Source organism: Burkholderia sp. MS389 (assembly GCF_016899425.1).
In the GTDB taxonomy this organism is placed as follows: Bacteria; Pseudomonadota; Gammaproteobacteria; order Burkholderiales; family Burkholderiaceae; genus Burkholderia; species Burkholderia sola.
Genome location: NZ_CP045994.1, coordinates 1813547 through 1838225 on the forward strand (window position 1 = coordinate 1813547; position 24679 = coordinate 1838225).

19 protein-coding genes and 2 riboswitches are annotated in these 24679 nt (G+C 68.5%); of the genes, 12 read left to right on the forward strand and 7 right to left on the reverse strand.

Annotated elements, in window-relative coordinates; genetic code table 11:
* Nucleotides 1-21: 21 nt before the first annotated feature.
* The 6 genes from GJG85_RS08330 to GJG85_RS08355 all read left to right on the forward strand — a co-directional run bounded on the left by GJG85_RS08330 (nt 22) and on the right by GJG85_RS08355 (nt 6556).
* Nucleotides 22-1398 (forward strand): lysine N(6)-hydroxylase/L-ornithine N(5)-oxygenase family protein, encoded by a 1377-nt coding sequence (locus tag GJG85_RS08330; RefSeq protein ID WP_124556438.1) that lies wholly within the window; start codon nt 22-24, stop codon nt 1396-1398.
* Nucleotides 1399-1420: 22 nt separating this feature from the next.
* A complete protein-coding gene (locus GJG85_RS08335; RefSeq protein ID WP_089488426.1) occupies nt 1421-3685 on the forward strand; it encodes a TonB-dependent siderophore receptor in 2265 nt (754 codons plus the stop codon).
* An 88-nt stretch (nt 3686-3773) separates the two neighbouring features.
* Complete coding sequence (locus GJG85_RS08340; protein WP_089488427.1) at nt 3774-4613, forward strand: formyltransferase family protein; 840 nt, start codon at nt 3774-3776, stop codon at nt 4611-4613.
* Entirely contained in the window at nt 4613-5629 is a 1017-nt protein-coding gene (locus GJG85_RS08345) for a GNAT family N-acetyltransferase (RefSeq protein WP_089488428.1), read from the forward strand. Before GJG85_RS08340 ends, GJG85_RS08345 begins: the two co-directional genes overlap by 1 nt.
* Before the next feature lie 250 nt (nt 5630-5879).
* Nucleotides 5880-6143, forward strand: a complete 264-nt coding sequence (vapB, locus tag GJG85_RS08350; RefSeq protein ID WP_050012619.1) for a type II toxin-antitoxin system VapB family antitoxin — start codon at nt 5880-5882, stop codon at nt 6141-6143.
* Nucleotides 6140-6556, forward strand: a complete 417-nt coding sequence (locus GJG85_RS08355) for a PIN domain-containing protein (RefSeq protein WP_089488429.1) — start codon at nt 6140-6142, stop codon at nt 6554-6556. Before vapB ends, GJG85_RS08355 begins: the two co-directional genes overlap by 4 nt.
* A 44-nt stretch (nt 6557-6600) precedes the next feature.
* Here the strand turns inward: GJG85_RS08355 and GJG85_RS08360 are convergent, their stop codons facing one another.
* Both GJG85_RS08360 and GJG85_RS08365 read right to left on the reverse strand, forming a co-directional pair.
* The gene (locus GJG85_RS08360; RefSeq protein ID WP_050012620.1) at nt 6601-7506 is read right to left on the reverse strand and encodes a nucleotidyl transferase AbiEii/AbiGii toxin family protein; all 906 of its coding nucleotides are present in this window, start codon (nt 7504-7506) and stop codon (nt 6601-6603) included.
* Nucleotides 7475-8545, reverse strand: coding sequence for a type IV toxin-antitoxin system AbiEi family antitoxin (locus tag GJG85_RS08365; RefSeq protein ID WP_050012621.1), 1071 nt, complete (start codon nt 8543-8545; stop codon nt 7475-7477). The genes GJG85_RS08360 and GJG85_RS08365 overlap by 32 nt, the downstream gene beginning before the upstream one ends.
* Before the next feature lie 359 nt (nt 8546-8904).
* Here GJG85_RS08365 and GJG85_RS08370 point away from each other — a divergent pair, with 359 nt between their 5' ends.
* Together GJG85_RS08370 and GJG85_RS08375 are read left to right on the forward strand one after the other, a co-directional pair.
* Nucleotides 8905-10068, forward strand: a complete 1164-nt coding sequence (locus tag GJG85_RS08370; protein ID WP_050012622.1) for a M20 aminoacylase family protein — start codon at nt 8905-8907, stop codon at nt 10066-10068.
* A 112-nt stretch (nt 10069-10180) separates the two neighbouring features.
* Nucleotides 10181-10468 carry a type II toxin-antitoxin system ParD family antitoxin gene (locus tag GJG85_RS08375; protein ID WP_089488431.1) on the forward strand — a complete coding sequence of 96 codons (288 nt, stop codon included), beginning with the start codon at nt 10181-10183 and terminating at the stop codon, nt 10466-10468.
* Between the two features lie 35 nt (nt 10469-10503).
* Here the strand turns inward: GJG85_RS08375 and GJG85_RS08380 are convergent, their stop codons facing one another.
* The 4 genes from GJG85_RS08380 to cobA are packed head-to-tail and all read right to left on the reverse strand — an operon-like array spanning nt 10504 to nt 13637.
* Nucleotides 10504-11814 (reverse strand): cobyrinate a,c-diamide synthase, encoded by a 1311-nt coding sequence (locus GJG85_RS08380; protein ID WP_204383230.1) that lies wholly within the window; start codon nt 11812-11814, stop codon nt 10504-10506.
* Between the two features lie 2 nt (nt 11815-11816).
* Nucleotides 11817-12419, reverse strand: a complete 603-nt coding sequence (gene cobO / locus GJG85_RS08385) for a cob(I)yrinic acid a,c-diamide adenosyltransferase (protein WP_089488432.1) — start codon at nt 12417-12419, stop codon at nt 11817-11819.
* A 34-nt stretch (nt 12420-12453) separates the two neighbouring features.
* Nucleotides 12454-12831 (reverse strand): cobalamin biosynthesis protein, encoded by a 378-nt coding sequence (locus GJG85_RS08390; protein WP_050012625.1) that lies wholly within the window; start codon nt 12829-12831, stop codon nt 12454-12456.
* Nucleotides 12828-13637: a uroporphyrinogen-III C-methyltransferase gene (gene cobA, locus GJG85_RS08395; RefSeq protein ID WP_235356174.1), complete on the reverse strand. Its 810-nt coding sequence runs from the start codon at nt 13635-13637 to the stop codon at nt 12828-12830. Before cobA ends, GJG85_RS08390 begins: the two co-directional genes overlap by 4 nt.
* A gap of 109 nt (nt 13638-13746) precedes the next feature.
* Nucleotides 13747-13983, reverse strand: a riboswitch (cobalamin riboswitch).
* 298 nt (nt 13984-14281) lie between these two features.
* Here cobA and GJG85_RS08400 point away from each other — a divergent pair.
* The gene (locus GJG85_RS08400; RefSeq protein WP_176015671.1) at nt 14282-15778 is read left to right on the forward strand and encodes an EAL domain-containing protein; all 1497 of its coding nucleotides are present in this window, start codon (nt 14282-14284) and stop codon (nt 15776-15778) included.
* A gap of 93 nt (nt 15779-15871) precedes the next feature.
* Here GJG85_RS08400 and GJG85_RS08405 read toward each other — a convergent pair whose 3' ends face one another.
* A complete protein-coding gene (locus tag GJG85_RS08405; RefSeq protein ID WP_089488433.1) occupies nt 15872-18010 on the reverse strand; it encodes a TonB-dependent siderophore receptor in 2139 nt (712 codons plus the stop codon).
* 151 nt (nt 18011-18161) lie between these two features.
* A riboswitch (cobalamin riboswitch) is annotated at nt 18162-18427 on the forward strand.
* A gap of 220 nt (nt 18428-18647) precedes the next feature.
* On the opposite strand from GJG85_RS08405, the gene cobW reads away from it, so the two are divergent.
* The 3 genes from cobW to GJG85_RS08420 are packed head-to-tail and all read left to right on the forward strand — an operon-like array spanning nt 18648 to nt 24622.
* Entirely contained in the window at nt 18648-19736 is a 1089-nt protein-coding gene (gene cobW, locus GJG85_RS08410; RefSeq protein WP_050012628.1) for a cobalamin biosynthesis protein CobW, read from the forward strand.
* A 6-nt stretch (nt 19737-19742) separates the two neighbouring features.
* Complete coding sequence (cobN, locus tag GJG85_RS08415; protein ID WP_050012629.1) at nt 19743-23552, forward strand: cobaltochelatase subunit CobN; 3810 nt, start codon at nt 19743-19745, stop codon at nt 23550-23552.
* Nucleotides 23549-24622 (forward strand): ATP-binding protein, encoded by a 1074-nt coding sequence (locus GJG85_RS08420; RefSeq protein WP_050012630.1) that lies wholly within the window; start codon nt 23549-23551, stop codon nt 24620-24622. Before cobN ends, GJG85_RS08420 begins: the two co-directional genes overlap by 4 nt.
* Nucleotides 24623-24679 lie beyond the last annotated feature (57 nt).

The following is a 24679-nucleotide window of genomic DNA, read 5'->3' on the forward strand; positions in this document are numbered from 1 at the left end:
ACCGATAAAGGGAGCTGAGACATGCAGAGAGAAACCGTATTCGACCTGATCGGCGTCGGCTTCGGGCCGTCGAATCTGGCGCTGGCCGTGCGCCTCGCGGAGCGCGGCGGCGCGCACACGCTCGCCCATTGCTTCATCGAGCGCCAGCCGGAGTTCGGCTGGCATCGCGGGATGCTGCTCGACGACTGCCGGATGCAGATCTCGTTTCTGAAGGATCTCGTGACGATGCGCGATCCGAAAAGCCGCTACACGTTCATCAACTACCTGTTCGAACGCGGCCGGCTGAACGAATTCATCAACCTGAAGAACTTCTATCCGACCCGTGTCGAATTCCACGACTACCTGAGCTGGGTGGCCGACGCGTTCGACGATCGCGTCCATTACAGCGAGACCGTGCTCGGGATCGAACCCGTGCGCGGCGACGGCGCGAAGATCGACGCGCTGCGCGTGCTGTCGCGCGACGCGGCCGGCCACGAGCGCCAGCGCGTCACGCGCGCGCTGTCGGTGGGCGTCGGCGGCACGCCGGCGATTCCCGATGCGTTCGCCGCGCTCGGCCGCGACCGCGTGATCCATTCGTCGACGTATTTGGCCGACATCGACCGGCTCGTCGCGTCGCCCGACGGCGAGCGCCGCCGCGTCGCGGTGATCGGCGCGGGGCAAAGCGCGGCCGAGGTGTTCATCGACCTCGCGCGCCGCTTCCCGCACGTCGACGCGAGCCTCGTGATGCGCGCGGGCGCGCTGAAGCCGGCCGACGACAGCCCGTTCGTCAACGAAATCTTCAGCCCCGAATTCACCGACGTCGTCTATGCGCAGCCGCACGACGCGCGCCGCGCGCTGCTCGAGCGCTATCGCGACACGAACTACGCGGTGGTCGACCGGCCGCTGATCGAGCAGATCTACGAAATGCTCTATCTGCAGCGCATCGACGGCACGCCGCGTCATGCGCTGCTCGCGAACAGCGCGATCGAGGCCGCGGTGCGCACCGCCGACGGCCGCATCGAGCTGACGCTGCGCGACCGGATGAGCGGCGCCACGCGCGTCGAGCGTTTCGACGCACTCGTGCTCGCGACCGGCTACCGCCGCGACACGCATTCGGCGCTGCTCGAAGGGCTCGCGCCGCACCTGGGCGATGCGCTCACGCGCGGCGACGTCACGCGCGACTACCTGCTCGCGACGCCCGAGCACTTCGCGCCGCGCATCTACCTGCAAGGCTGCTGCGAAGACAGCCACGGCCTGTCCGACACGCTGCTGTCGGTACTGGCGCGCCGCGCCGACGAGATCTGCGCGTCGCTCGAGGACGGGATCGCACCCGCGCACGACGAAGGCGCGGCGCGGGCCACGCACGAAAAACGACCGAACAACGGGGTGAGCGCGGGCCGGATGGCTTTCGCTCTTTGACAAAGGCGCGGTCGGAGACCGCATGAAAAAAGTGGAGCAGAAGAAGATGGAGTGGGCAACAGGCACGCGTTTGCGTGCGATCGCAGCCGCGGCAAGCGTCGCGTTCGGTACGGCGGCGGCAGGGCACGCGTACGCGCAGACGGCGCCGGCCGTGAACGCGGGCGCCGCGGCGTCGGCCAGCAGTGCGCAAAGCGGCGCGACGACGTCAACGTCGAGCACCGCGCAGAACGGCACGCTGCCGGCGATCACCGTCAACGCGGCCTCGGCCGGCGACGGCACGGTCGGACTCGTCGCGAAGCGCAGCACGACCGGCACCAAGACCGACACGCCGCTCAACGAGATCCCGCAGACGATCAACGTCGTCACCGCGCAGCAGATCGAGATGACCGGCGCCACCGACGTGAACGCGGCGCTGCGCTACGTGCCGGGCTTCTCGTCGTACGGGTCGGACAACCGCTCCGACTGGTACGCTGCGCTGCGCGGCTTCACGCCGACCGCCTACGTGAACGGACTGCAGGTGCCGAACACGATCAACCTCGCGAGCTGGCGCGTCGACCCGTACATGATCGACAGCATCAGCGTGCTGCGCGGGCCGACCTCGGTGCTGTACGGCGCGGGCGATCCGGGCGCGATCATCGACGTGCACACCAAGCTCGCCGACGGCGAGCGCGTGCGCGAAGCCGGCGTGCAGATCGGCAACTACGCGCGCAAGCAGTTCATGATCGACGTCGGCGACAAGCTCGATCCGGACGGCAAGTATGCGTACCGCTTCGTCGGCGTCGCGCGCGACGGCAACGCCATGACGGGCCCGAACAACGACCAGCGCGTCGCGCTCGCGCCGTCGTTCCGCTGGCGCCCGGACGCGGATACGTCGCTGACGCTGTCCGCGACCTACCTGCAGGACTGGGGCGACATCTCGTCGAACTTCCTGCCCGCGCAGGGCACGGTGCTGCCGAACCCGAACGGCCAGATCAACAAGGACATCTACGAAGGCGACGGCAGCTTCAACTACTACCGCAAGAAGCAGTGGTCGGTCGGCTACCAGTTCGAGCGCAACCTGACGCCGGCCTGGACGTTCCGCCAGAATACGCGGCTGATGCACCTGTCGCTCGACAACGGCTCGGTGTTCGGCAACGGCTTCGTCGACGGCAGCACGACCGACGTGTCGCGCTGGGCCGGCGTGTTCCAGATGAACTACAGCCGCTTCGACATCGACAACAACCTCGAGGGCCGCTTCGCGACGGGCCCGCTGCAGCACACGCTGCTGCTCGGCTTCCAGTACAACCGGCAGACCGCGACCGACAGCGAGTGGCTCGCCGCCGCACCGCCGCTGAACATCTACAACCCGGTGTACCAGCCGGTCACGACGGCGGTGTTCACGCCCGACGCGACGTTCCGCACCAACACGTACACGACGCTGAACACGTTCGGCCTGTACGCGCAGGACCAGATCAAGTGGAACCGCTGGACGCTGACGCTCGGCGGCCGCGAGGACTGGGTCAACATGCGGCAGGACGACCGCGCGGCCGGCACGTCGACGAAGGCCGACGTGACGGCGTTCACGGGCCGCGTCGGCCTCACGTACCAGGGCGACTACGGGCTGTCGCCGTACGTCAGCTACGCGACGTCGTTCAATCCGCTGATCGGCGTGAACCTGGTCGGCGGCGGACTGCCGCAGCCCACGCGCGGCAAGCAGATCGAAGCCGGCCTGCGCTGGCAGCCGCCCGGCAAGAACCTGATGCTGAACGCGGCGATCTACCAGATCAACCAGACCAACGTGCTCACGTCGGCGCTGCCGAGCCAGGACCCGACCGGCACGAAGTCGGTGCAGACGGGCGAAGTGCGTTCGCGCGGGATCGAGTTGAGCGCGACCGGCAAGGTCACGCGCAACCTGTCGGTGATCGCGTCGTACGTCTATCAGGACGTGAAGAACGTGCAGGCCAACGACGTTTCGCTGAACAACTGGCCGGTCGACATTCCGCGTCCGCGCCAGATGGCGTCGCTGTGGACCGACTGGACCTGGTACACGGGGCCGCTCGCCGGCTTCGGCCTCGGCGGCGGCATTCGCTACCAGAGCGCGTCGGCCGGTGCGGCCGACAACTCGCTGACGGTATCGAGCGTCACGCTGTTCGACGCGGGCCTGCATTACGACATGCGCAACTGGCGCTTCGCGGTGAACGGGACGAACCTGTTCAACCGCCATTACATCAGCGGTTGCCAGTCGAACAACGTCTGCATCTTCGGGACCGACCGCACGGTGATCGCCACCGCGAAATACAACTGGTGACGTCGCGCGCCGCGGCTCGCCGGCCGGCCTTCGTAGCCGGGGCAGGCCGGCCGCGGCGCCTTCGTCCGCTTTTTTCCACGACGCCTCCATGCCGAAGAAAAATCTCGTCTACATCCAGTCGCTGCGCAACGGCGCGGCCGATCGCGCCGGCCAGCCGGTCGCTTATCGCGGCGGCACGCGCTACATGAAGGCGCCGCTCGAATTCCTCGTCGAGCGCCTGAACGATTCGCCGCTCGGCGAACGCTACACGCTCCAGGGCGTGATCGTCGACGACGACGAAAGCTCGCCGGCCGACCGCGCGAAAGTGGCCGATTACGGCTTCGCGCGCACGCCGGGCCGCCCGTGGATCCTGCCGGAAGGGCTGACGGTGCAGGGCCGGCCGGTCGACGAGCTGTTCTGTTCGATCCCGTCGACGTACCGGCGGCTGCCGCGCGACGCGCGCGAGCGCGTGGCCGGCAAACAGGCGTTCGAGCGCCGCCTGCTCGAGCGCCTGCTCGAACTCGACGCCGACGTCGTCGTGCTCGACGGGCTGCTCGTGATCCTCGACGAACTCGTGCGGCCGGGCGCGCGCTTTCACCGGCGCATCGCGAACATCCACCCGGGCATCACCGCCGACGATTCGCCGTACCAGCGGCGCGGCGCGTGGGCGACGCTCGACGCGCTGCACGGCGCGCGCGGCGAACGGGTCGACTGGGCCACCGGCGCGACGTCGTCCATCGAACCCGTGACGATGACGGGCGCGTCGTTCCACTACGTCGACAACGGTATCGATTCCGGCGAGGTGATCTGCGACGTGCTCGACACGCCGATCGCGCCGGACGACACGATTCTCGAACTGCGCTGGAACAACTTCCAGCGCAGCCTGTTTCCGGCGCTCGAGCGCGGGCTGCATGTGCTCGCCGATCGCCACGACGCGGGAGCATTGTGATGCAAGACACGCTGACGAAACCGGCCGGCGCCGCCGACGCCGTCGAAGGTGAAGTGGCCGCCGCACTCGACGGCGCCGCGCACGGGCAGGCGGCGGCGGTCGTCGAGCATGCGCTCGACGCATGGCGGCCCGACGACGCGCCCGACGCGCTGCTCCCGACGTTAGTGGCGCTGTTCAACACCGACACGCGGCACGACGCGGCGACGATCACGGTGCCGCTCGGCGGCGCCGATGCGGCGGCCGTGGCCTCGTACGTCGCGCGGGCGGTGCGCGAAGGCGTGATCGACGGCGCGCAGGTCGCGGGCGACGCGCTGCGGCTCACCGTGTCGCGCACGACGTTCTGGCAGAACCCGCGGCCGTGGCTGAAGGCGCCTGCGTCGGGCGGGATGCCGCTGCGCTACGCGATCACGAACGGCCACCGGCATCCGGTGCGGCCGCCGTCGCCGGCCGGCGAGATCTATGCGCGCGCGATGCCGCAGGTCGGGATGACGTTCAGCCTGCGCACCGTCGACATCGACGCGCACGCGGACCTGTTCAGCGGCTGGATGAACCTCGACCGCGTCGCGCATTTCTGGGACCAGCGCGGCACGCGCGACGAGCATGCGGCGTATCTCGCCGAACGGCTGGCCGATCCGCACATGCACCCGATGATCGGCTATTTCGACGACACGCCGTTCGGCTATTTCGAGTTCTACTGGGCGAAGGAGGACCGCCTCGCGCCGTTCTACGACGCGCACGACTACGATCGCGGGCTGCACCTGCTGATCGGCGACTCGCGGTTCCAGAGCGCCGGCAAGCTGCATGCGTGGTGGAGCGGGGTGCTGCACTACATGTTCGTCGACGAACCGCGTACGCAGCGGCTCGTCGGCGAGCCGCGCGTCGATCACGTGCGGCATATCGCGTACATGCATCGGCTCGGGTTCTACACGCTGAAGGAATTCGATTTCCCGCACAAGCGCGCGGCGCTCACGGTGATCGAGCGCGATACGTTCTTTGACACTTTCCGGTTGCCGTGACGAGGCGGGCGCGCGGCGTCGGTGCGACGGCCTGCGTAGCCTGGCGATGCGCATGCATCGGCCGTCCGGTATATGGACCGCGCGGCCTGCGTCGTGAAGAATGGATCGCTCCTCTCATCGACGACAGGCCGGCAGCATGAATCAGACATCCGCGACAACGTGGGACGCAACCGCGAATGCGCGTCCCGACAAATTGACATATGCCAGCATATGTTTAGAATGGGCGCATCGTACTCCCATGGAGTGGCTCATGCGCACTGTTTCCATTTTCAAGAACGCCCGTAACCAGGCAATCCGCATCCCGAAGGACATGGAGTTCGAGGGTGTCACGGAACTCGAGATCCGCCGCGAGGGCGACACGCTGCTGTTGCGGCCGGTACGTCCCACGTGGCTGTCGTTCGCGAACGAACCGCTGGCCGATGCCGATTTCCTGGCCGAACGCCCGGCCGTCATCGAGTCCGGTCGCTTCGACCTGTCCGGCGATGCCGACGCGCCGTCGGAGTCCAACCGGTGACCACGCTCTACATGCTCGATACGAATATCTGTTCGTTCATCATGCGCGAGCGGCCGCCCGTGGTGCTGTCGCGGTTGCAGTCGTGCGTCAACGCACAGCACCGGATCGTCGTGTCGGCCGTGACCTACGCCGAGATGCGCTTTGGCGCGGTGGGCAAGAAAGCGTCGCCGAAGCATGCGGAACTCGTGACGGCCTTCGTTTCGCGGTTGGATGGCGTGCTGTCGTGGGATTCGGCGGCAGTCGACGCCACCGCCGCGATTCGGGCGGATCTCGCCCTACGCGGCACGCCGATCGGCGCGAACGATGCGTCGATCGCCGGACACGCGATCGCGGCCGGCGCGGTGCTGGTCACGAACAACGGCCGCGAATTCAGTCGTGTCGCGGGGTTGCCCGTCGAAGACTGGGTGGCTTGACCCCGACGCGCGGCAGCGTCGTCCGCTTGCCGGGCTGCGTCACGTCACACGCGGCGGGCGGGTGGGCCGGCAAGAAAGGCGTCACGGAACGCGTCGAGATACCGGTCCGCGTCGTCGTCGAACTCACCCGGCAACAGCGCGAACGCACGTGCCAGCAGGTCCTGCCCGAGCATCGCGTACATCGTTTCGTCGGCTAGCAGCGCGTGAATGGCGTCGCGCGTATGCGGCAACGCAATCCGTTTCGCATCGCGCGCCAGCAACGCCGCCGCCGCCAGCTCCGGCTGGAAACCATGTCGTTCCACCAGATCGGGCGCGACGTCCCAGATGCGCTCGCGATTACCCGCGTCGTGAAAATGCGTGAGCAGGAACAGCAGGTCGTACGCGTCGCTGTTCTGGCGCGCGCGCCGGTCCTTCCACGCAAGCAGCTTCAGCAGCACGAGCGCCGGCAGGCTGGCCACCGGCACCACGACGCCCGCGCCGACCGACACGGGCAGTGCCGTATCGACCGCCTCCTGGAAACCCAGCACGTTCAGCACGAACTCGCCGCCGGGCGGCCACGCGATTTCCCCGGGCGGCGTTTCGAGCGGCCCGAACGGCACGAGATCGAGTTCGGTGCGAAAACCCGGCGTGCCGCTGTCGAACAGCAGCTTCTGCTGATGCTTCGGCGCGTGCGCGAATTGTCCGGTCGCGACGAGCGCATCGACGAGCTGCGCGTGAAACGGCCAGCTCACCGCGCATACGGCAACGTCGACATCCCGCGTCGCACGCACCGGACGGATGCCGTGCACGTGCCACATCAGAATGTCGCGCGCGGTCGCACCGGCCACGACGAAGGCCGCGTCGAGATGCGCGCAGGCCGCGCCGACCGCTTGCAGCAGCGCGACCGCCGCCGGCTCGAGCGGCCGGCTCGCATCGATTTCAAGCGGGCGGGTGGGCGAGGTATCGGTCATGGAGCTGCGCGGCGGCGGCAAGGTTGCGGCTGTCTCCGGACGAGACGAGATCCGCATAGATCAGAAGCGGCGGCACGAGCGGCACATCCTGCTCGCGCCAGTCGAGCGCCGGCGAGCGCGGCCAGAACGCTTCGAGGATTTCGACGTCGCCACGTTCGTCCGGACGCATGCGGCCTTGCAGCAGCAGGCGGTTCGGCACGGCGCCGTGCGTATAGATGGTGATCGTGGCCGGCTTCAGATCGTGAGTCAGCAGATCGGCCGCGGGTTCGCCGCCGAGTTGCGCATCGAAGGACGCGAAATCGAAGTCGCGCCACCAGTCTGGCGAGATCGCGGCAAACCGCCGGGCCGGCAACTTCGCGCGCAGGCGGCTCGGGTAGAGCGCGACCCACTCCTGTACGAAGCGCGGCCAGTCGGGAATCAGGCGCTCGCCGTTGCGCCGTTGCGCGACGAGGCCGCGCGCGATCAGATCGTCCATCGCAAGGTTGACCGTGCCGAGCGCGACGCCCGACGCGGCGGCAATCCCCCGATACGGCTGCGCGACGAGGCCCGACTGCGTCGCGAGTGCGAACATCACGGCGAGCCCCTTCGGCGTGGTCGCGCGTGACGCCTGACGGCGCGGCGTGCGGGCAGGTTTCGGCCGACCGGCGATCATCACGGTGGCCCCCGGCTGGATCAGGCTCGCATTGCCGGCGGTATCGAGAAACGGGATGTCGTGCTCGATCAGGCGGGCGGCCAGTTCGGCGGAAAAATAAGGCGCGACCAGCATCAGCGGCCGCTCGCCCGGCGCCGGCGTGCCGCCGCGGCGACGCAGCGCCGCGAGCGCGCCCTGCAGCGATTCGACGCCGATGCTCACGGCCGCCGGCATCTCGATAGTCTGCCCGGCGATGTCGAAGCGGATCATTGCGTCGGCGCGCGCCCGGTACGTCGCCGGCACGCGCACGGGCCGCGCAGCGAAGCGCCGGCTCGCGCGCGCGAACGCGGCACAGGCCTCATCGAGCACGTGCTGTTCCGATATCGGAAGAGGAGCGTTTGCGGGCATCACGGAGGATCGCTTGTTCACTGTTTTGTCAGCGTACACAAAAAATGTACATTCGTCAAAAAATGAACAAACGTTCCCAACCATTTGATGTAAATGGATTATTCCAGATTGTTGAGCGACACCCAACGATCCCCTCCGCATGAAAATTCGAACCTGAACACACAGTGTCGTGCGTGCCGATCGCCAGCGGCAGTCGTCCGGACGGCATAGCGCTCGCGAGGGCCACGCTTCGACCCCTGCGTGCGCGATCCGACCGGCAATCAGTGGTTGCCGCCACGACGACTTTCTGTCTGTCCGGTTGCTGCTCGACGCACTATCCTTGCCTGCACATTCCCCACTGCACAACAGGAGACGACACCGTGACGCACAGCGTGATCCCCGCAGGCCTCGCCGACGAAATGATCGAGATCCGGCACCGCATCCATGCGCATCCCGAACTGGGTTTCGAGGAATTCGCGACGAGCGAGCTCGTCGCCGAGCAGTTGCAGTCGTGGGGCTACGCCGTGCATCGCGGGCTCGGCGGCACCGGCGTCGTCGCGCAGTTGAAAGTGGGCGATGGCGCGCAGCGCCTCGGCCTGCGCGCCGACATGGACGCGCTGCCGATCCACGAAGCGACGGGCCTGCCGTACCAGAGCACGATCGCGGGCAAGATGCACGCGTGCGGCCACGACGGTCACACGGCGATGCTGCTCGCGGCCGCGAAGCACCTCGCGCGCGAACGCCGCTTCTCGGGCACGCTGAACCTGATTTTCCAGCCGGCCGAGGAAGGGCTCGGCGGTGCGAAGAAGATGCTCGACGAAGGGCTGTTCGAGCAATTTCCGTGTGACGCGATCTTCGCGATGCACAACATGCCGGGCTTCCCGACCGGCAAGTTCGGTTTCCTGCCGGGGCCGTTCATGGCGTCGTCGGATACCGTCGTCATCGACGTGCAGGGCCGCGGCGGCCACGGCGCGGTGCCGCACCGGGCGATCGATCCGGTGGTCGTGTGCGCGCAGATCGTGCTGGCGTTGCAGACGATCGTGTCGCGCAACGTGTCGCCGCTCGACATGGCGATCATCACGGTCGGCGCGATCCACGCGGGCGACGCGCCGAACGTGATTCCCGATCGCGCGCAGATGCGCCTGTCGGTGCGCGCGCTGAAGCCCGACGTGCGCGACCTGCTCGAAACGCGCATCAAGGAGGTCGTCCATGCGCAGGCGGCCGTGTTCGGCGCGACCGCGACGATCGACTACCAGCGCCGCTATCCGGTGCTCGTGAACGATGCGGAGATGACGGCGTTCGCGCGCGGCGTCGCACGCGAATGGGGCGGCGAAGCCAATCTGATCGACGGGATGGTGCCGCTCACCGGCAGCGAGGATTTCGCGTTCCTGCTCGAGAAACGGCCGGGCTGCTATCTGATCATCGGCAACGGCGACGGGGAGGGCGGCTGCATGGTGCATAACCCCGGCTACGACTTCAACGATGCGGTGCTGCCGACTGGCGCGTCGTACTGGGTGAAGTTGGCCGAGGCGTTTCTGGTGTGATGGAGGATGCGGTGCGAGGTTGGGGCCGGGCATTCACAATCCGCTCCCAGTCATGACAGACGACATGTACCTGGCCTTGATATATGCCCATCGTGCTCAAACGAAGTGAATCATGTCGAGAAAAGCGCCTGTTTCTCCAGACGATCACGTTGTCGAGTACGTCGACGCCGGCGGGCTGTCGGAGCGATGTTCCGATAGCGACACCATGCGAGCGAGATGGCGGCCGCCCGAATCATGCAACGCACAGGTGCGCGTGTTGCATGACGCGCTGGACGCCGGGGAGGCCTCCGGTCATCCCAAGACGTTCGACGGAGAAACCTTCCTGGCTCGCATGCGGGCGCAACGCGTTGCGGTCAAGGCCGGTCACGCCTGGTCACACGCTTCCTGTCCCGAATCCTGAAGAGCGTTGGCGTCGTACCGCCGAAGGCCGGCCGATCATGTCTCGAATGCTTCCCCACCGAACAGCGCCACGACCGCATCCGGATTCGACGGCCAGTACATGTGCATGTACGTCGCGACGATCGCACCCGCGCGATAAACGGCTTCGCCGCTGCCAGCCTCGCCATCGGGCCGGGCCGCGGTCGCGACCGGCGCCAGCGCCGTATCCAGCCGCGAATAATGAAACGTATGGCCGCGCATCGGCCCGGTGCGCGTATCGAGCTGCTGCATGCCGAGCGCCGCGAACCGGCGCTGCATCGTCGCATGCCCGGGCAGCAGGCCGAGCATCGGCGTCGTCGAGCCGTCCACGTCGGTCAGCGATTCGCACAGGTACACCATCCCCCCGCATTCCGCGACGATCGGCCGGCCGGCTGCCGCATGCGCGCGAATCGTTCGTGCGGTCAGGGCATTCCCGGCAAGCGTCGCCGCGTGCAGTTCCGGATAGCCGCCCGGCAAAAACAATGCATCGCAATCGTCGGGCACGGGTTCGTCGGCGAGCGGCGAGAAGAACCGCGGCTCGGCACCGAGCGTATCCAGCAACGCGAGATTGGCCGGATAGATGAACGAAAACGCCGCATCGCGCGCCACCGCGATCCGCTTGCCGGCCAGCGCGCGCGGCAGCGGCGCGGCCACGTCCGGTTCCGCGAACGTGACGGCAGCCGGCAACTCGACAAGCGCGGTTTGCGCGAGCACATCGGCCGCGCGCTCGAGCCGTGCATCGAGATCGTCGATATCGGCCGGCTGATGCAGCCCGAGATGCCGCTCCGGCAACGCGATGTCTGCATCGGCCGGCACGTGCCCGAGCCAGCGCAGGTCGTCGGGCAACGCCTGTTGCAGCAATTCCGCGTGCCGTGCCGAGCCGACGCGGTTCGCCAGCACGCCGTGAAACGGCACCTCGGGCCGGAACCGCGCGAGCCCGAACGCGATCGCCGCGAACGTCTGCGCCATCGCCTTCGCCGAAATCACCGCGACGACCGGCACGCCGAACGCGGCCGCGAGATCGGCGCTGCTCGGCGTGCCGTCGAATAGCCCCATCACGCCTTCGATCAGGATCAGGTCCGCGTCGTGCGCGGCGTCGGCGAGCAGCGCGCGGCAACCGGCCTCGCCGACCATCCCGAGATCGAGCGCATGCACGGGTGCGCCGCTCGCGCGTTCGAGCAGCATCGGATCGAGAAAATCCGGCCCGGTCTTGAACACGCGCACGCGACGGCCGAGCCGGCGGTGCAACCGCGCGAGGCCGGCCGTCACCGACGTCTTGCCCTGTCCGGACGCGGGCGCGCTGACGAACAGCGCGGGGCAGGCCGGCATGCTCAGAACTCCACGCCGCGCTGCGCCTTCACGCCTTGCTCCTTGTACGGATGCTTGACGAGCCGCATTTCGGTGACGAGATCGGCCGCATCGATCAGCGCATCGGGCGCGTGCCGCCCGGTGACGACGACGTGCACCAACTCCGGTCGAGCCGTGAGCGTCGCGAGCACTTCGTCGAGCGGCAGGTATTCGTACTTCAGCACGGTGTTCAGCTCGTCGAGGATCACCATCCGGTAATCGCCGCTTTCGATCATCCGGCGCGCCTCGTCCCAGCCCTTGCGCGCGGTCGCGATGTCGGCGTCGCGGTTTTGCGTGTTCCACGTATAGCCGTCGCCCATCGTCACGAAATCGCACTCCGCGACCGCGCCGAGGAAGTCGCGCTCGGACGTATGCAGCGCGCCCTTGATGAACTGCACGACACCGAGCCGCATCCCGTGGCCGAGCACGCGCACGGCCATCCCGAACGCGGCCGTGCTCTTGCCCTTGCCGTTGCCGGTGTGGACGATCAGCAGGCCCTTTTCCTGGGTGGCGGCGGCCTGTTTCTTTTCATGGCCGGCGCGGCGGCGTTCGGCCATCCGCTGATGGGATTCGGAATCGGTCTTCATCGGGAGTCGTCCTGTCGAAAGCGAAACAATGGGTTCAAAGCGGGCCGGCGAGCGCGACCGTCACGCCGTCCCGGATGGATTTGGGGCCGAGCAGCCGGCCGTGCGGCGCGGCGAGCTGCGCGCACGGCTCGGCTACGCCCGCGATGCCGAAGCGGGCGAGCGCGGCGCCGGACGGACCGCTCGCGGCCAGTTCCGGGCGGCTCGCGAGTTGCGCCGCGTCGAACGCGACGAGCGGCCAGCCGCGGCGCGCGCACAGCGTGCGCAGCGCACGGGCGCGCGCCTTGTCGGCGAGCGTCGCGACGAGCGCCGGTTCGGCGGCCGGGTAGCACGCGAGCGCGGCGCGGATCGCGGCATCGAGTTGCGCGGCCGTGACGCCCGCGCGGAAACCGACACCGAGCGCGACGCGCATCATGCGTGGCCGCCGAGCGCCGCACGCACCGCCGGATCGTCGGCGAGCGCCGCGACGCGGCCGATCACGACGATCGCCGGCGAGCCGATACCGGTTTCCGCGATGCGATCGACGAGCGTATCGAGCGTCGCGACGACGTGGCGCTGTTCGGGGCGCGTCGCGTTCTCGATCGCCGCGCACGGCGTGTCGGCTGGCAGCCCGCCGTCGCGCAACGCCGCGGCAATCGCGTCGAGCCGGCGGATGCCCATGTAGACCACGATCGTCATGCGGGTGGCCGCGAGTGCGCGCCAGTCGGGCTCGTCGGCCCCCGCGCCGTGGCCCGTGACGAAGATCACGCCTTGCGCGTCGCCGCGGTGCGTGACCGGGATGCCGAGCGCGGCCGGCGCGGCGATGCCCGCGGTGATCCCGTTGACGACTTCCACCGGACAACCCGCCGCACCGAGCGCGATCAGCTCCTCGCCGCCGCGGCCGAACACGAACGGATCGCCGCCCTTGAGCCGCGCGACGCTGCGGCCCGCGCGCAGGTGCGCGAGCATCGCGGCCACGATCGCCGCCTGCGGCGTCGACGCATGGCCGCCACGCTTGCCGACGTGCTCGATCAGCGCATCGGCGCGCGCATGGCGCAGCACCTCGGGGTTCACGAGATCGTCGACGAGCAGCACGTCGGCCGCGCCGATCGCGCGCACGGCCCTGAGCGTCAGCAGGTCGGCGTCGCCGGGGCCGGCGCCGATCAGCCACGCGCGGCTCATCGCGCGCGGCACGGCGCGCACCGTGTCGAAACAGTGGAACAGGGAAGGCGGGCGGCGCATCGGCGGCCGGCGGGCAGGCAGTGCATGTCGGATCGGGCGAAACCCGCGCGAACGCGGGTGGAATGCGCACCCCATCCGTTCCCCGCGGATCGGGCGTTCGGCGAGCATCGCGCTCGCCCCTTGCGTCGGCCGGTATCCGGGCTGGCCGCTTGCCAGGCCGCAGCCTTCCCGCCCGTCGAAGGGCAGTGGCATCGCGGGCGGCCTGGGCGCACGCGCGGGAAAGCGCGTTGCGCGGGCGGCGTACCGTTGCGGGGACAGCACAGGCCGGGCGGATGTCCGCCTCCTGTTTCCCGTTTAACTGCATGCGCGGAATGCGCATGCGAGCACCGAACGCGGCGCATACGATAGCACAGCGTGCGTCGGGCGCGAGGCCGGCGAACCGCGCCCGCATCCGTCCGGGACTCAATCCGGGGAAGAAGCATTGCGTACCCGCAATATTGGTGTGCAATCATCTGGTCGACATCGTAAGCAAGGCGCCGGCTTCGGGCTGCCAGTCGCACGAAGCTGACGAGACCCATACCAAAATCGGCTCGCTCTGCCGGACCTGCAGGGCGATGGCCACTACATCGCGAAGTGCCGCGCCTATGGCGAACGTACGCAGATGGACAACCTCCAGTGGGGCCGGTTATGCACTCGCGATCGGCATGCTGGTCGTTTCGGCAGGACTGGCGCTGAAAGCCTGGCCGCTTGTTACGAAGACCGTGCTGGCGCAATCGGTTGCGGGGCTGGGGGCGCAAGTCGTGCAGCAGATCGACCTTGTGTTCGATTCGGCGGCCAGGACGCTTGCCGACGTGGATGCCTCCCCGTACGCGGACTGCTCGCCGCGAGACCTGCGCCTGTTGCGATCGGCTTCCGTGCAGTCGAAGTACGTCAAGGACGTCGGACGCCTGTCGGGCACCGATCTGCTTTGCACGACGATGCTGGGCATGCTGCCCAGGCCCTTTTCTCCGAAGCGACAGCCATTCCGGCTGACCGACGCGATGTCGGCCTTCTGGACCGTGCCGTTGTTGTCGAGCCCCGACACGCTGGGGCTCGTGGTCGCGGGAAGGAGGGCGAACCTGCTGATGGATCTGGACGCATTCAGGGTACTGCCGCCGTCAGGTCTGCACTACGTGATCGGGCTCAAAGGCCACCCAACCGCGCTCGTCATCGGGCTCGACGCGCGCGGCGTCCCGGCGTACGTCGATGCCAGCCAGGTGCCGGGGTTTCGGGACGGCAAATCATTCTGCTCGGCCCGCGTGCCGGTGTGCACGATCGTCGTCGTGACACCGCAAGCACTGGCAAACGCCAGTCGGCACGCCGCCTGGCTGCTGGGGATCGCCGGTGGCGCGGCGGGCTGCTGTCTGGGGCTCGGGGCGCTGATGCTGCACCGACGGTGGACGGCGCTTCCCGCGCAGATACGTCGAGCGCTGGCAAACGGGCAATTTGTCCTGCGCTATCAGCCGATCGTCGCGCTGGGCGCGTCATCGCGGATCGTCTCCGCCGAGGCGCTGATCCGCTGGATCGACGGGCCAGCCGCACCCGACGTATTCATTGCCGACGCCGAACGCGCCGGCATGATCGCCGACGTCACGGCCTTCGTCGTGCGCACGGTCCTGCGGGAGATGCGCCTGCTGTTCGACAGCGAGCCGGACTTTCGCGTGACCATCAACGTCAGCGCTGACGAACTGCGGGACGGCAGCCTGATGGCGACGCTGGACCGTTGCTGGCCGGCCGGATTGTCGCGCAAGCATGTCGGCTTCGAACTGACCGAGCGGTCGACCGTGGAACTGCCGGAAATTGTGCCGGCGCTTCGGCAATTGCGCGATCTCGGGCATCCCGTCTACATGGACGATTTCGGCACGGGCTACTCCAGCCTGAGCCTGTTGCAGCATCTTCCGATCGACTACATCAAGGTCGACCGTTCGCTTCTGCCAGCCGCGCCGCAGCATGATGGCACCTCGATCATTCCGGAGATCCTCGCGATTGCCCGTCGGCTCGGGGTCGGCGTGGTCTTTGAGGGCGTCGAGACCCGTGAGCAGGCGCAGATGCTCGACATCCCGGGGCTGTCGATCGGCGCGCAGGGCTGGTATTTCGGGCGTCCCGATACAGTGCAAGCGCTGCAGGAAGCGATCGCGGAGCAGTCGCCGCGAACCGGCTGAGCATCCGGACCGAAACGCCGGTCGCGACGACCGCTCGTCTTGACGCCGTCCCCCGCGGGCCGGCCGTGCGGGGCGTCGGCGCGGCCCGCGCGGTCAGAACTTGTACGCCGCCGTCAGCGTGAACGTGCGTGGCGCACCGGGCATGATCTGCGCGAGGCCCGTCGCATTCGCGTAATAGTCGCGATCGGTCAGGTTGACGGCCGCCAGCGTGACCTCGAAGTCGCGCGTGCGATAGCCGGCCTTGCCGTCCCAGCGAACGTAGGCGGGTAGTTCGAGCAGGTTGTCGCGATCGGCGTAACGCGCACCTTCGTACACCAGCCCGAGTTCGGCGAAAAATCCGCGCAGCGGCGCATGGCTGACGAACAGGCTGCCGTTCGCCCCGGACACGCCCGCCGACCGCTTGCCCGCGTACTTCGGCTCGGCGTCGACCACCCGCGCGTGTTGCCAGCCGATGCCGCCGCGGACGAACCAGTCGCCCGTGAGCCGGCCGGCGACGCCCAGTTCCAGGCCGCGATTGCGTTCGAGGCCGGTGAGGTCGAAAAAGCCCGGCCGCACCGGGTCGGCGACGCGGCGGTTGTACAGATCGAGCTGAAACAGTGCGAGGGTCGTGGTGAGCGCGCCGCCGCGCCAGTCGCTTTTCACGCCGATCTCGTATTGGCGGTTGTATTGCGGGCCGAGATCGTTGGCGTTGCCGCGCGCGTCCGGCGTGATGCCGATCAGGTCGCCGCCGACCGGCGCGAAGCTCTTGCTGTACGACGCATACACGCTGTGCGCGCGGACCGGCGACCACACGACGCCGAGCCGCGGGCTCCATGCCGTCGTCGTGCGCCGCGAATGCAGATCGTTCAGCACGTTGGTCGAATCGACGTCGAAACGTTCGCCGCGCAGGCCGCCGAGCAACTTCCACGCTCGACCGAGGTCGATGCGGTCCTGCGCGAAGATCGCGTAGTCGCTCACGCGATGGCGGTTCATCGCATACGGGCGCGGCGCCGAACCGGCCAGAGCGAAACGATCCGGTCCGCTGATCGGGACCGGCGTCGCGTCGGCCTGCCAGAGCGTCGGGCTGCGTTTCTGCCAGCCGTATTCGATGCCGAACAGCAGATGATGCAGCGCCGGTCCGGTCGCGACCTTGCCGCCGAGTTCGACGCCGGTCTGCACGTTGAGATGCGTCATGTCTTGCAGGTAGCGTGCCCGTTGCACGCGCCGGTAGTCGCGCGGCTTCGTGACGTAGCTTTGCGTGACGTAGGTATTGTCGAAGGTGCTGCGCAAATCCAGCACGCCCAGCGTATGACGCAGTTCCCAGTCGCCGCCGAGCGCGTGCGTGAAGACCGAGCGCCAGTTCATGTTCTGGTCGCGGATGGTGTCGCGTCCCGCCGCGCCGAAGAAGGTCGCGCGCCGCTCGGACGGCAGTGAGTACGCAACGGGTTTGCCGGCCGCGTCGAGCGCGGCGACCGGCGCCGGGATGCCGCGATCGGGCACGCGTCGGTACGCGTCGTATTCGAACTGCAGCAGCCAGCTGCGCCGCGCGTCCCGCCATTTGATCGACGGCGCGATGGTCTGGCGCGTGCCGTCGACGTGGTCGCGGAAGCTGCCGGCGTGTTCGCGTCCGGCATTGAGCCGCACGCTCCATGCGCTCGACAGCATCCGGTTGAGATCGACCGATGCGCCGAGCCGTCCATCACTGCCGGTCGCCGCCGACAGATGGCCGAAGTTTTCCGGCAACGGCTGCTTGGTGATCCGGTTGATGACGCCGCCGCCGCTGCCGCGCCCGTACAGCGCCGCCGCCGGCCCCTTCAGCACTTCGACGCGTTCGATGTTGCCGAGACTGCGCACGTATTGCGCATCGTCGCGCATGCCGTCGAGCAACAGGTCGCCCGCGGCGGAAAAGCCGCGAATGCGGAACGAATCGAAGCGCGTATCCGACGTATTGGACACGCCCGGCACGCCGGCCAGCGCGTCGGCCAGCGTGCGGCCGCCGTAGGACAGCGTTTCGTCGACTGCGACGCTGTCGATGGTTTGCGGGACGTCGCGCGGATCGCTCGCGGTGCGGGTTGCCGTGCTCACGCTTTCGGCGCGCGGATCGTTCGGATGACGGCGGCTGCGCACCTCGAGCGCGGGCAGTTCGTCGTCGAACTCGGCCGCCGGCGCAGGGAAGGAGGCCACGCCGGCGAGCGAGCACAGCGACAGGGCCAGCACAGGAAAGCGCCGCCCGGATATCTGTCGTTTCGACATGAAAATTTAAGGATGACTGAGTGATTGCCTCACATTGCCGTTGCGCGATGGTTTGCGTTGTTGTCGGCGAAGTTTATCCCGATCAGTTGAAAACGACAATCATTCGCGTTCGCCGAGGGCCGCTCGCCTTGACGCTCCCGGCCCCGCCGCCTACACTCGCACGCGTTTTGGTGCTCGCGCGCGCCGCTCCGGCACGCGCAGTTAAACGGGAAACAGGGAGCCTGCCTGCACCGCAGTCGAGCCAACCTGTGCTGCCCCCGCAACGGTAAGCGAACGCGTCGCGCGAGAAGCGCCACGCAGCGCCGCTTCGCCGCATGCCATGCGCATGCGGACGACCGCCACTGGATGCCGCGCATCCGGGAAGGCGAAGCGGCGTGTTCGTCAGCCCGGATACCGGCCTAAACGTTGGGGTTCAGCGCCGCGGGGAGGCGGCGCATCGTCCACGGCCGCAGCCGTGTTGGCATTCACGATGTCGACCGTTCGCAAGGAAGCACCATGTCCGATTCGTTGTTCCGCCCGCCGTGCGACTGTCCGCGCGGATCACGCGGCGAGCTTCCCGCGCACCGCCCGCTGAATGGCCGCGCCGCCCCCGACGCGACGATCCCGTCCTGATTCCCTCTTCGACACCGGACCTACCATGACCCTACGCAAGCTGCCCGTCACGATCGTCACGGGCTTTCTCGGCAGCGGCAAGACGACGCTGATGCGCCATATCCTGCAGCACGCCGAAGGCCGCCGCATCGCGGTGATCGTCAACGAATTCGGCGAGCTCGGCATCGACGGCGAAATCCTCAAGGGCTGCGGCATCGGCTGCGACGATGCCGACGGCGCGCAGGGCGAAGCGCCGGGCCAGCTGTACGAACTCGCGAACGGCTGCCTGTGCTGCACCGTGCAGGAAGAGTTCTATCCGGTGATGGAAGCACTCGTCGAGCGCCGCGCGGACATCGACCACGTGCTGATCGAGACGTCGGGCCTCGCGCTGCCGAAGCCGCTCGTGCAGGCGTTCAACTGGCCGACGATCCGCAACAGCTTCACGGTCGACGCGGTCGTGACCGTCGTCGACGGGCCGGCCGCCGCGAGTGGCCAGTTCGCGGAAAACCCGCAGGCCGTCGACGCGCAGCGCCGCGCCGATCCGAACCTCGACCACGAATCGCCGCTGCACGAACTGTTCGCCGATCAACTGTCGTCAGCCGATCTCGTGATCGTGAACAAGGCCGACCTCGTCGGCGACGCCGAGTTCGCGCAGATCGAAACCGCGATCCGCGAAGAAATCCCGCCGCAGGTGAAGATCGTGCGTGCGACGCGCGGCGAGCTCGATCTCGCGATGCTGCTCGGCCTCGAATCGGCGTCGGAGGACACGATCCATCTGCGGCACGACCATCACGGCTCGGCCGACGACGGCGATCACGATCATCATCACGACGATTTCGATTCGGTGGTGGTGTCGGGCGACGCCGGCACGCGCGAAGCGACGATCGCCGCATTGCAGCGGGTGGTCGAAGCGCACACGATCTATCGCGCGAAAGGTTTCGCCGCGCTGCCCGGCGCGCCGATGCGGCTCGTGATCCAGGGCGTCGGCCGCCGCTTCGACAGCTATTTCGACCGCCGCTGGCAGGACGGCGAAACGCGCGCGAGCCGCTTCGTGCTGATCGGCGAGGATCTCGACGCGGCCGCGCTGCAACGCGCGTTCGACGCCGCGTGCGCGGCCGAGCCGCAGCAGGCGTAACGCACGATGCATCTGTTGCGCACCACGCCGGGCGGCTTCGTCGACGATACGCAGGGCGTCGTCCGGATCGACCAGCAGCCGGCCGACATCGTGATCCTGAGTTCGGCCGACACGACGCTGTCGCTGCTCGCGAGCGTCGTGCCGCACTTGCCGGCCGGGTTCCCGAGCGTGCGGCTCGCGAACGTCACGTTCCTGCGGCAGCCTGCGTCGGTCGATTTCTATGTCGACGACGTGCTGCGTCACGCGAAGACGGTCGTGATCGATCATCTCGGCGGCGAAGCGTACTGGCCGTACGGGATCGAGCAGGCCGTGTCGCTCGCGTCGAAGCGCGGGCAGCAGCTCGCGATGTTCTCGGGCGACCTGCAGGAGGACCCGAACCTCGTCGCGAAGAGCACGGTCGAGGCCGAGCTGTGCCGGCTGTGGTGGCGCTATCTGCGCGAAGGCGGCGTGCACAACGCCGACGCGCTGCTGCGCAGTATCGCGTTTCACACGCTCGGGTTCGGCGACGAGCCCGAACCGCCGCGCCCGCTGCCGGCCGCCGCGCTGTATCACCCGGCGCGCGACCGTGCGAGCGTCGACGACTGGCGGCCGCGCTGGACGCCGGGCGCGCCGGTCGTCGCGATCCTGTTCTATCGCGCGCACTGGCAGGCCGCGAACACGGCCGTGTTCGACGCGCTGGCCGATGCGTTGATCGACGAAGGATTGAATCCGCTGCCGATCGCGGTGACGTCGCTGAAGGACGCGGTGAGCCGCGAGGTCATCACGCAGCTGTGCGACACGCATGGCGTCGCGCTCGTGCTCAACACCACCGCGTTCGCGGCCGGCGCGATCGACAGCGCCGAGCCCGACGTGCTGGCCGGCGACGCGCCGGTGCTGCAGGTGATTCTGTCCGGCGGCAATCGCGACGCGTGGGTGGCCGACAACCAGGGGCTGCACGCCCGCGACATCGCGATGCATGTCGCGCTGCCCGAAGTCGATGGGCGCATCGTCACGCGCGCGGTGAGCTTCAAGGGGCTCGCGTATCGTTGCCCGCACACTGAAGTCGACGTCGTGCGCTACCAGCCGGATGCGGAGCGGATCGCGTTCGTCGCGGCGCTTGCGCGCGGCTGGTGCCGGCTGCGCACGCTGGATAACGCCGACAAGCGCATCGCGCTGATTCTCGCGAACTATCCGCAAAGCGAAGGGCGGATCGGCAACGGCGTCGGGCTCGACACGCCGGCATCCGCGCTGCGCGTGCTCGCGGCGCTGCGCGATGCGGGCTACACGGTGGCCGATCTGCCGTCTGACGGTGATGCGCTGATCGCGCAACTCACCGAAGGCGTGACCAACGATCCCGCCTTGCGCACGCTGCGTCCCGCGTTTCAGAGTTACGCGCTGGCCGACTACGTCGCGCGCTTCGCGCGACTGCCGGCGGCCGTGCGCGACGCGCTGAACGAACGCTGGGGGCCGCCCGAAGCGGACCCGACGCTGCGGCAGCAGCGCTTCACGATCGCCGGCTGGCGCGCGGGCAACGTGTTCGTCGGCATCCAGCCGTCGCGCTCGCGCGACGACAACGACTACGCGAGCTACCACGATGCGGATCTCGTGCCGCCGCACGCGTATCTCGCGTTCTATTTCTGGCTGCGCGATGCGTATCGCGTCGACGCGGTCATCCATCTCGGCAAGCACGGCAACCTCGAATGGCTGCCGGGCAAGAGCGTCGCGCTGTCCGACGCATGCTGGCCCGACCTGACGCTCGGGCCGCTGCCGCATCTGTATCCGTTCATCGTCAACGATCCGGGCGAGGGCAGCCAGGCGAAGCGCCGCGCGCAGGCGGTGATCGTCGATCACCTGATGCCGCCGCTCACGCGCGCGGAAAACTACGGCCCGCTGCAGGATCTCGAACGGCAGGTCGACGAATACTATGAAGCGCTGATGGTCGATGCGCGACGCGCGAAGCTGCTGCGCAAGACGATCCTCGCGACGATCGCCGAGCATCGTCTGCATGACGAACTGAGCGTGTCGCCGCCGCGCGATGCGGGCGACGAGGATGCGCTGCTCACGCGCGTCGATGCATGGCTGTGCGAATTGAAGGAAGCGCAGATCCGCGACGGGCTGCACGTGTTCGGCGCGTCGCCGGTCGAGCGCCAGCGGCGCGACACGCTGCTCGCATTGGCACGTTTTCCGGTCGGTGACGGCAAGGGCGAACGGGCTGGCCTGATCGGCGCGCTCGCGCACGATCTCGCGCTTGGCAGCGATTTCGACCCGCTTTCGGCCGACTGGGCCGCACCGTGGACCGGGCCGCGGCCGGCCGTGCTGCAAACGCTCGACGCGTCGCCGTGGCGGCATGCGGGCGATACGCGCGAACGGCTCGAACGGCTGGCGCAGCATTGGCTCAACGTCGTGTGCGGAACCGCTTCGGAGGATCCCGGCCTCGACATGCCGCCGCCCGGCGAATGGCCGCATACGCTCGCGGTGCTCGAACGCGTGCGTTCGACGCTGTTGCCTGCGCTCGACGCGTGCGGCGGCGAGGAAATGCGGCAGTTGCTGCGCGGGCTCGACGGCCGCTTCGTGCCGCCGGGGCCGAGCGGTTCGCCGTCGCGCGGCCGTCCCGACGTGCTGCCCACGGGCCGCAATTTCTACTCGGTCGACACGCGCGCGGTGCCGACGCAGGCCGCGTGGTCGCTCGGGCTGAAATCCGCGCAGCAACTGATCGAACGCCATCTGCAGGATCACGGCGACTATCCGCGCGCGATCGGACTGTCGGTCTGGGGAACGGCCACGATGCGCACCGGCGGCGACGACATCGCGCAGGCGTTCGCGCTGCTCGGCGTGCGACCGAAATGGGCGCACGGCAGCCACCGCGTGACCGACTTCGAGATTTTGCCGATCGAGATATTCGACCGGCCGCGCATCGACGTGACGCTGCGCGTGTCCGGTTTCTTCCGCGATGCATTCCCGAACCTGATGCATCTGTTCGACGCGGCCGTGCAGGCGGTTGCCGCACTCGACGAGCCCGAGGAACTGAACCCGATCCGCGCGCGCATCGAGCGCGAACGCGAGAAGTGGGTCGCGCAGGGCATGGCGCCCGACGAAGCGCGCCGCCGCGCCGGCTGGCGCGTGTTCGGCGCGCGGCCGGGCAGCTACGGCGCGGGCCTGCAGGACCTGATCGACCAGCGGCGCTGGCAGACCGACGCCGATCTCGCGGATGCCTACCGTCGATGGGGCGGCCATGCATACGCGCAGAACAGTGCGGGCGACGCCGCGCCCGACGTGTTCGGCGAGCGGCTCGCGACGATCGACGTCGTCGTGCAGAACCAGGACAGCCGCGAGCACGACATTCTCGATTCGAACGACTACTACCAGTTCCAGGGTGGAATGACGGCGGCGGTGCGGCACCTGTCCGGGCAGCAGCCGAGTATCTATCACGGCGACCATGCGAACCCGGTCGCGCCGAAGATGCGCACGCTGCGCGAGGAAATCGCGCGCGTGATCCGCTCGCGCGTCGTCAACCCGAAATGGCTCGACGGCGTGAAGCGTCACGGCTACAAGGGTGCGGCCGAACTCGCCGCGACCGTCGATTACCTGTACGGCTATGACGCGACCGCGCGCGTGCTGTCCGATCACCAGTACGCGCTCGTCGCCGACGCGTACCTGTTCGACGACGCCACCCGCGCGTTTCTCGAACGGCACAACCCGAACGCGCTGCACGGCATCTGCGAGCGCTTCGTCGAAGCGATGCAGCGCGGGCTGTGGCAGCAGCCGGGCCCTTATCGCGAGCGGATCGAGGCGATCTGGCTCGCCAGCGAACAACGTCAGGAAGGAGGACGGCGATGACCGATCCGACGACGCACCGCGCCCGCGCGGTTTTTCCGTTTGCGGCGCTCGTCGCGCAGGACGCGTTGCAGCAGGCGCTGCTGCTCGCCGCGATCGACCCGTCGCTCGGCGGCGTGCTCGTCAGCGGCCCGCGCGGCACCGCGAAATCGACCGCGGCGCGCGGCCTCGCGGAGCTGCTGCCGGAAGGGCAGTTCGTCACGCTGCCGCTGTCGGCAAGCGACGAGCAGGTGACGGGCACGCTCGATCTCGCGCACGCGCTGGCCGAAAACGGCGTGCGTTTCCGGCCGGGCCTGCTGGCGCGCGCGCATCGGGGCGTGTTGTATGTCGACGAAGTGAACCTGCTCGCCGACGGGCTCGTCGATACGCTGCTCGACGTCGCCGCGAGCGGCGTGAACATCGTCGAGCGCGATGGCGTGTCGCATGCGCACGACGCGCGCTTCGTGCTCGTCGGCACGATGAATCCCGAGGAAGGCGAGTTGCGTCCGCAACTGCTCGACCGCTTCGGGCTGATGGTCGAGCTGGAGAACTGCTTCGACGCCGCCCAGCGCGAGCGGATCGTGAAGGCGCGTCTCGCGTTCGATCTCGATCCGGATGCGTTTCGCGCGCGTCACGCGGCGGCCCAGCGGGCACTCGCGGACCGGATTGATGCGGCGCGTGCGCGGCTGGCGACGCTGGATTTCGATGATGCGGTCCATGCGCGCGTCAGCGCGCTGTGCATCGACGCGGCCGTCGACGGGTTGCGCGCCGATCTCGTGATGCTGCGCGCCGCGCGTGCGCTGGCCGCGCTGGAGCAGGCCGACGCGGTGACGGTGTCGCATGTGGCGCGCGTGGCCGAAGCCGTGCTGCGGCATCGGCGCCATGCGGGGCCGCCGCCGTCGCAGCAAGGTGGTGAGCACGACGATCGTTTGCGCTCGGATACACCACGGCAGCCCGACAAGCGACACGGCGGCACCGACGACACAGAGGCCGACGCGTCCGCATCGCAGGGCGACTGGGGCTACCTGCCGCCCGAACCGACCGGGCTGCGCGACGTGAAAAGCGTGGTGCCGCTGCCGCTAAAAAAACGCTGAGCCATCGAGCCGGCGCCGCCGCGAACGCGATTCGCGGTCCTCGATGGCAGACAGGCG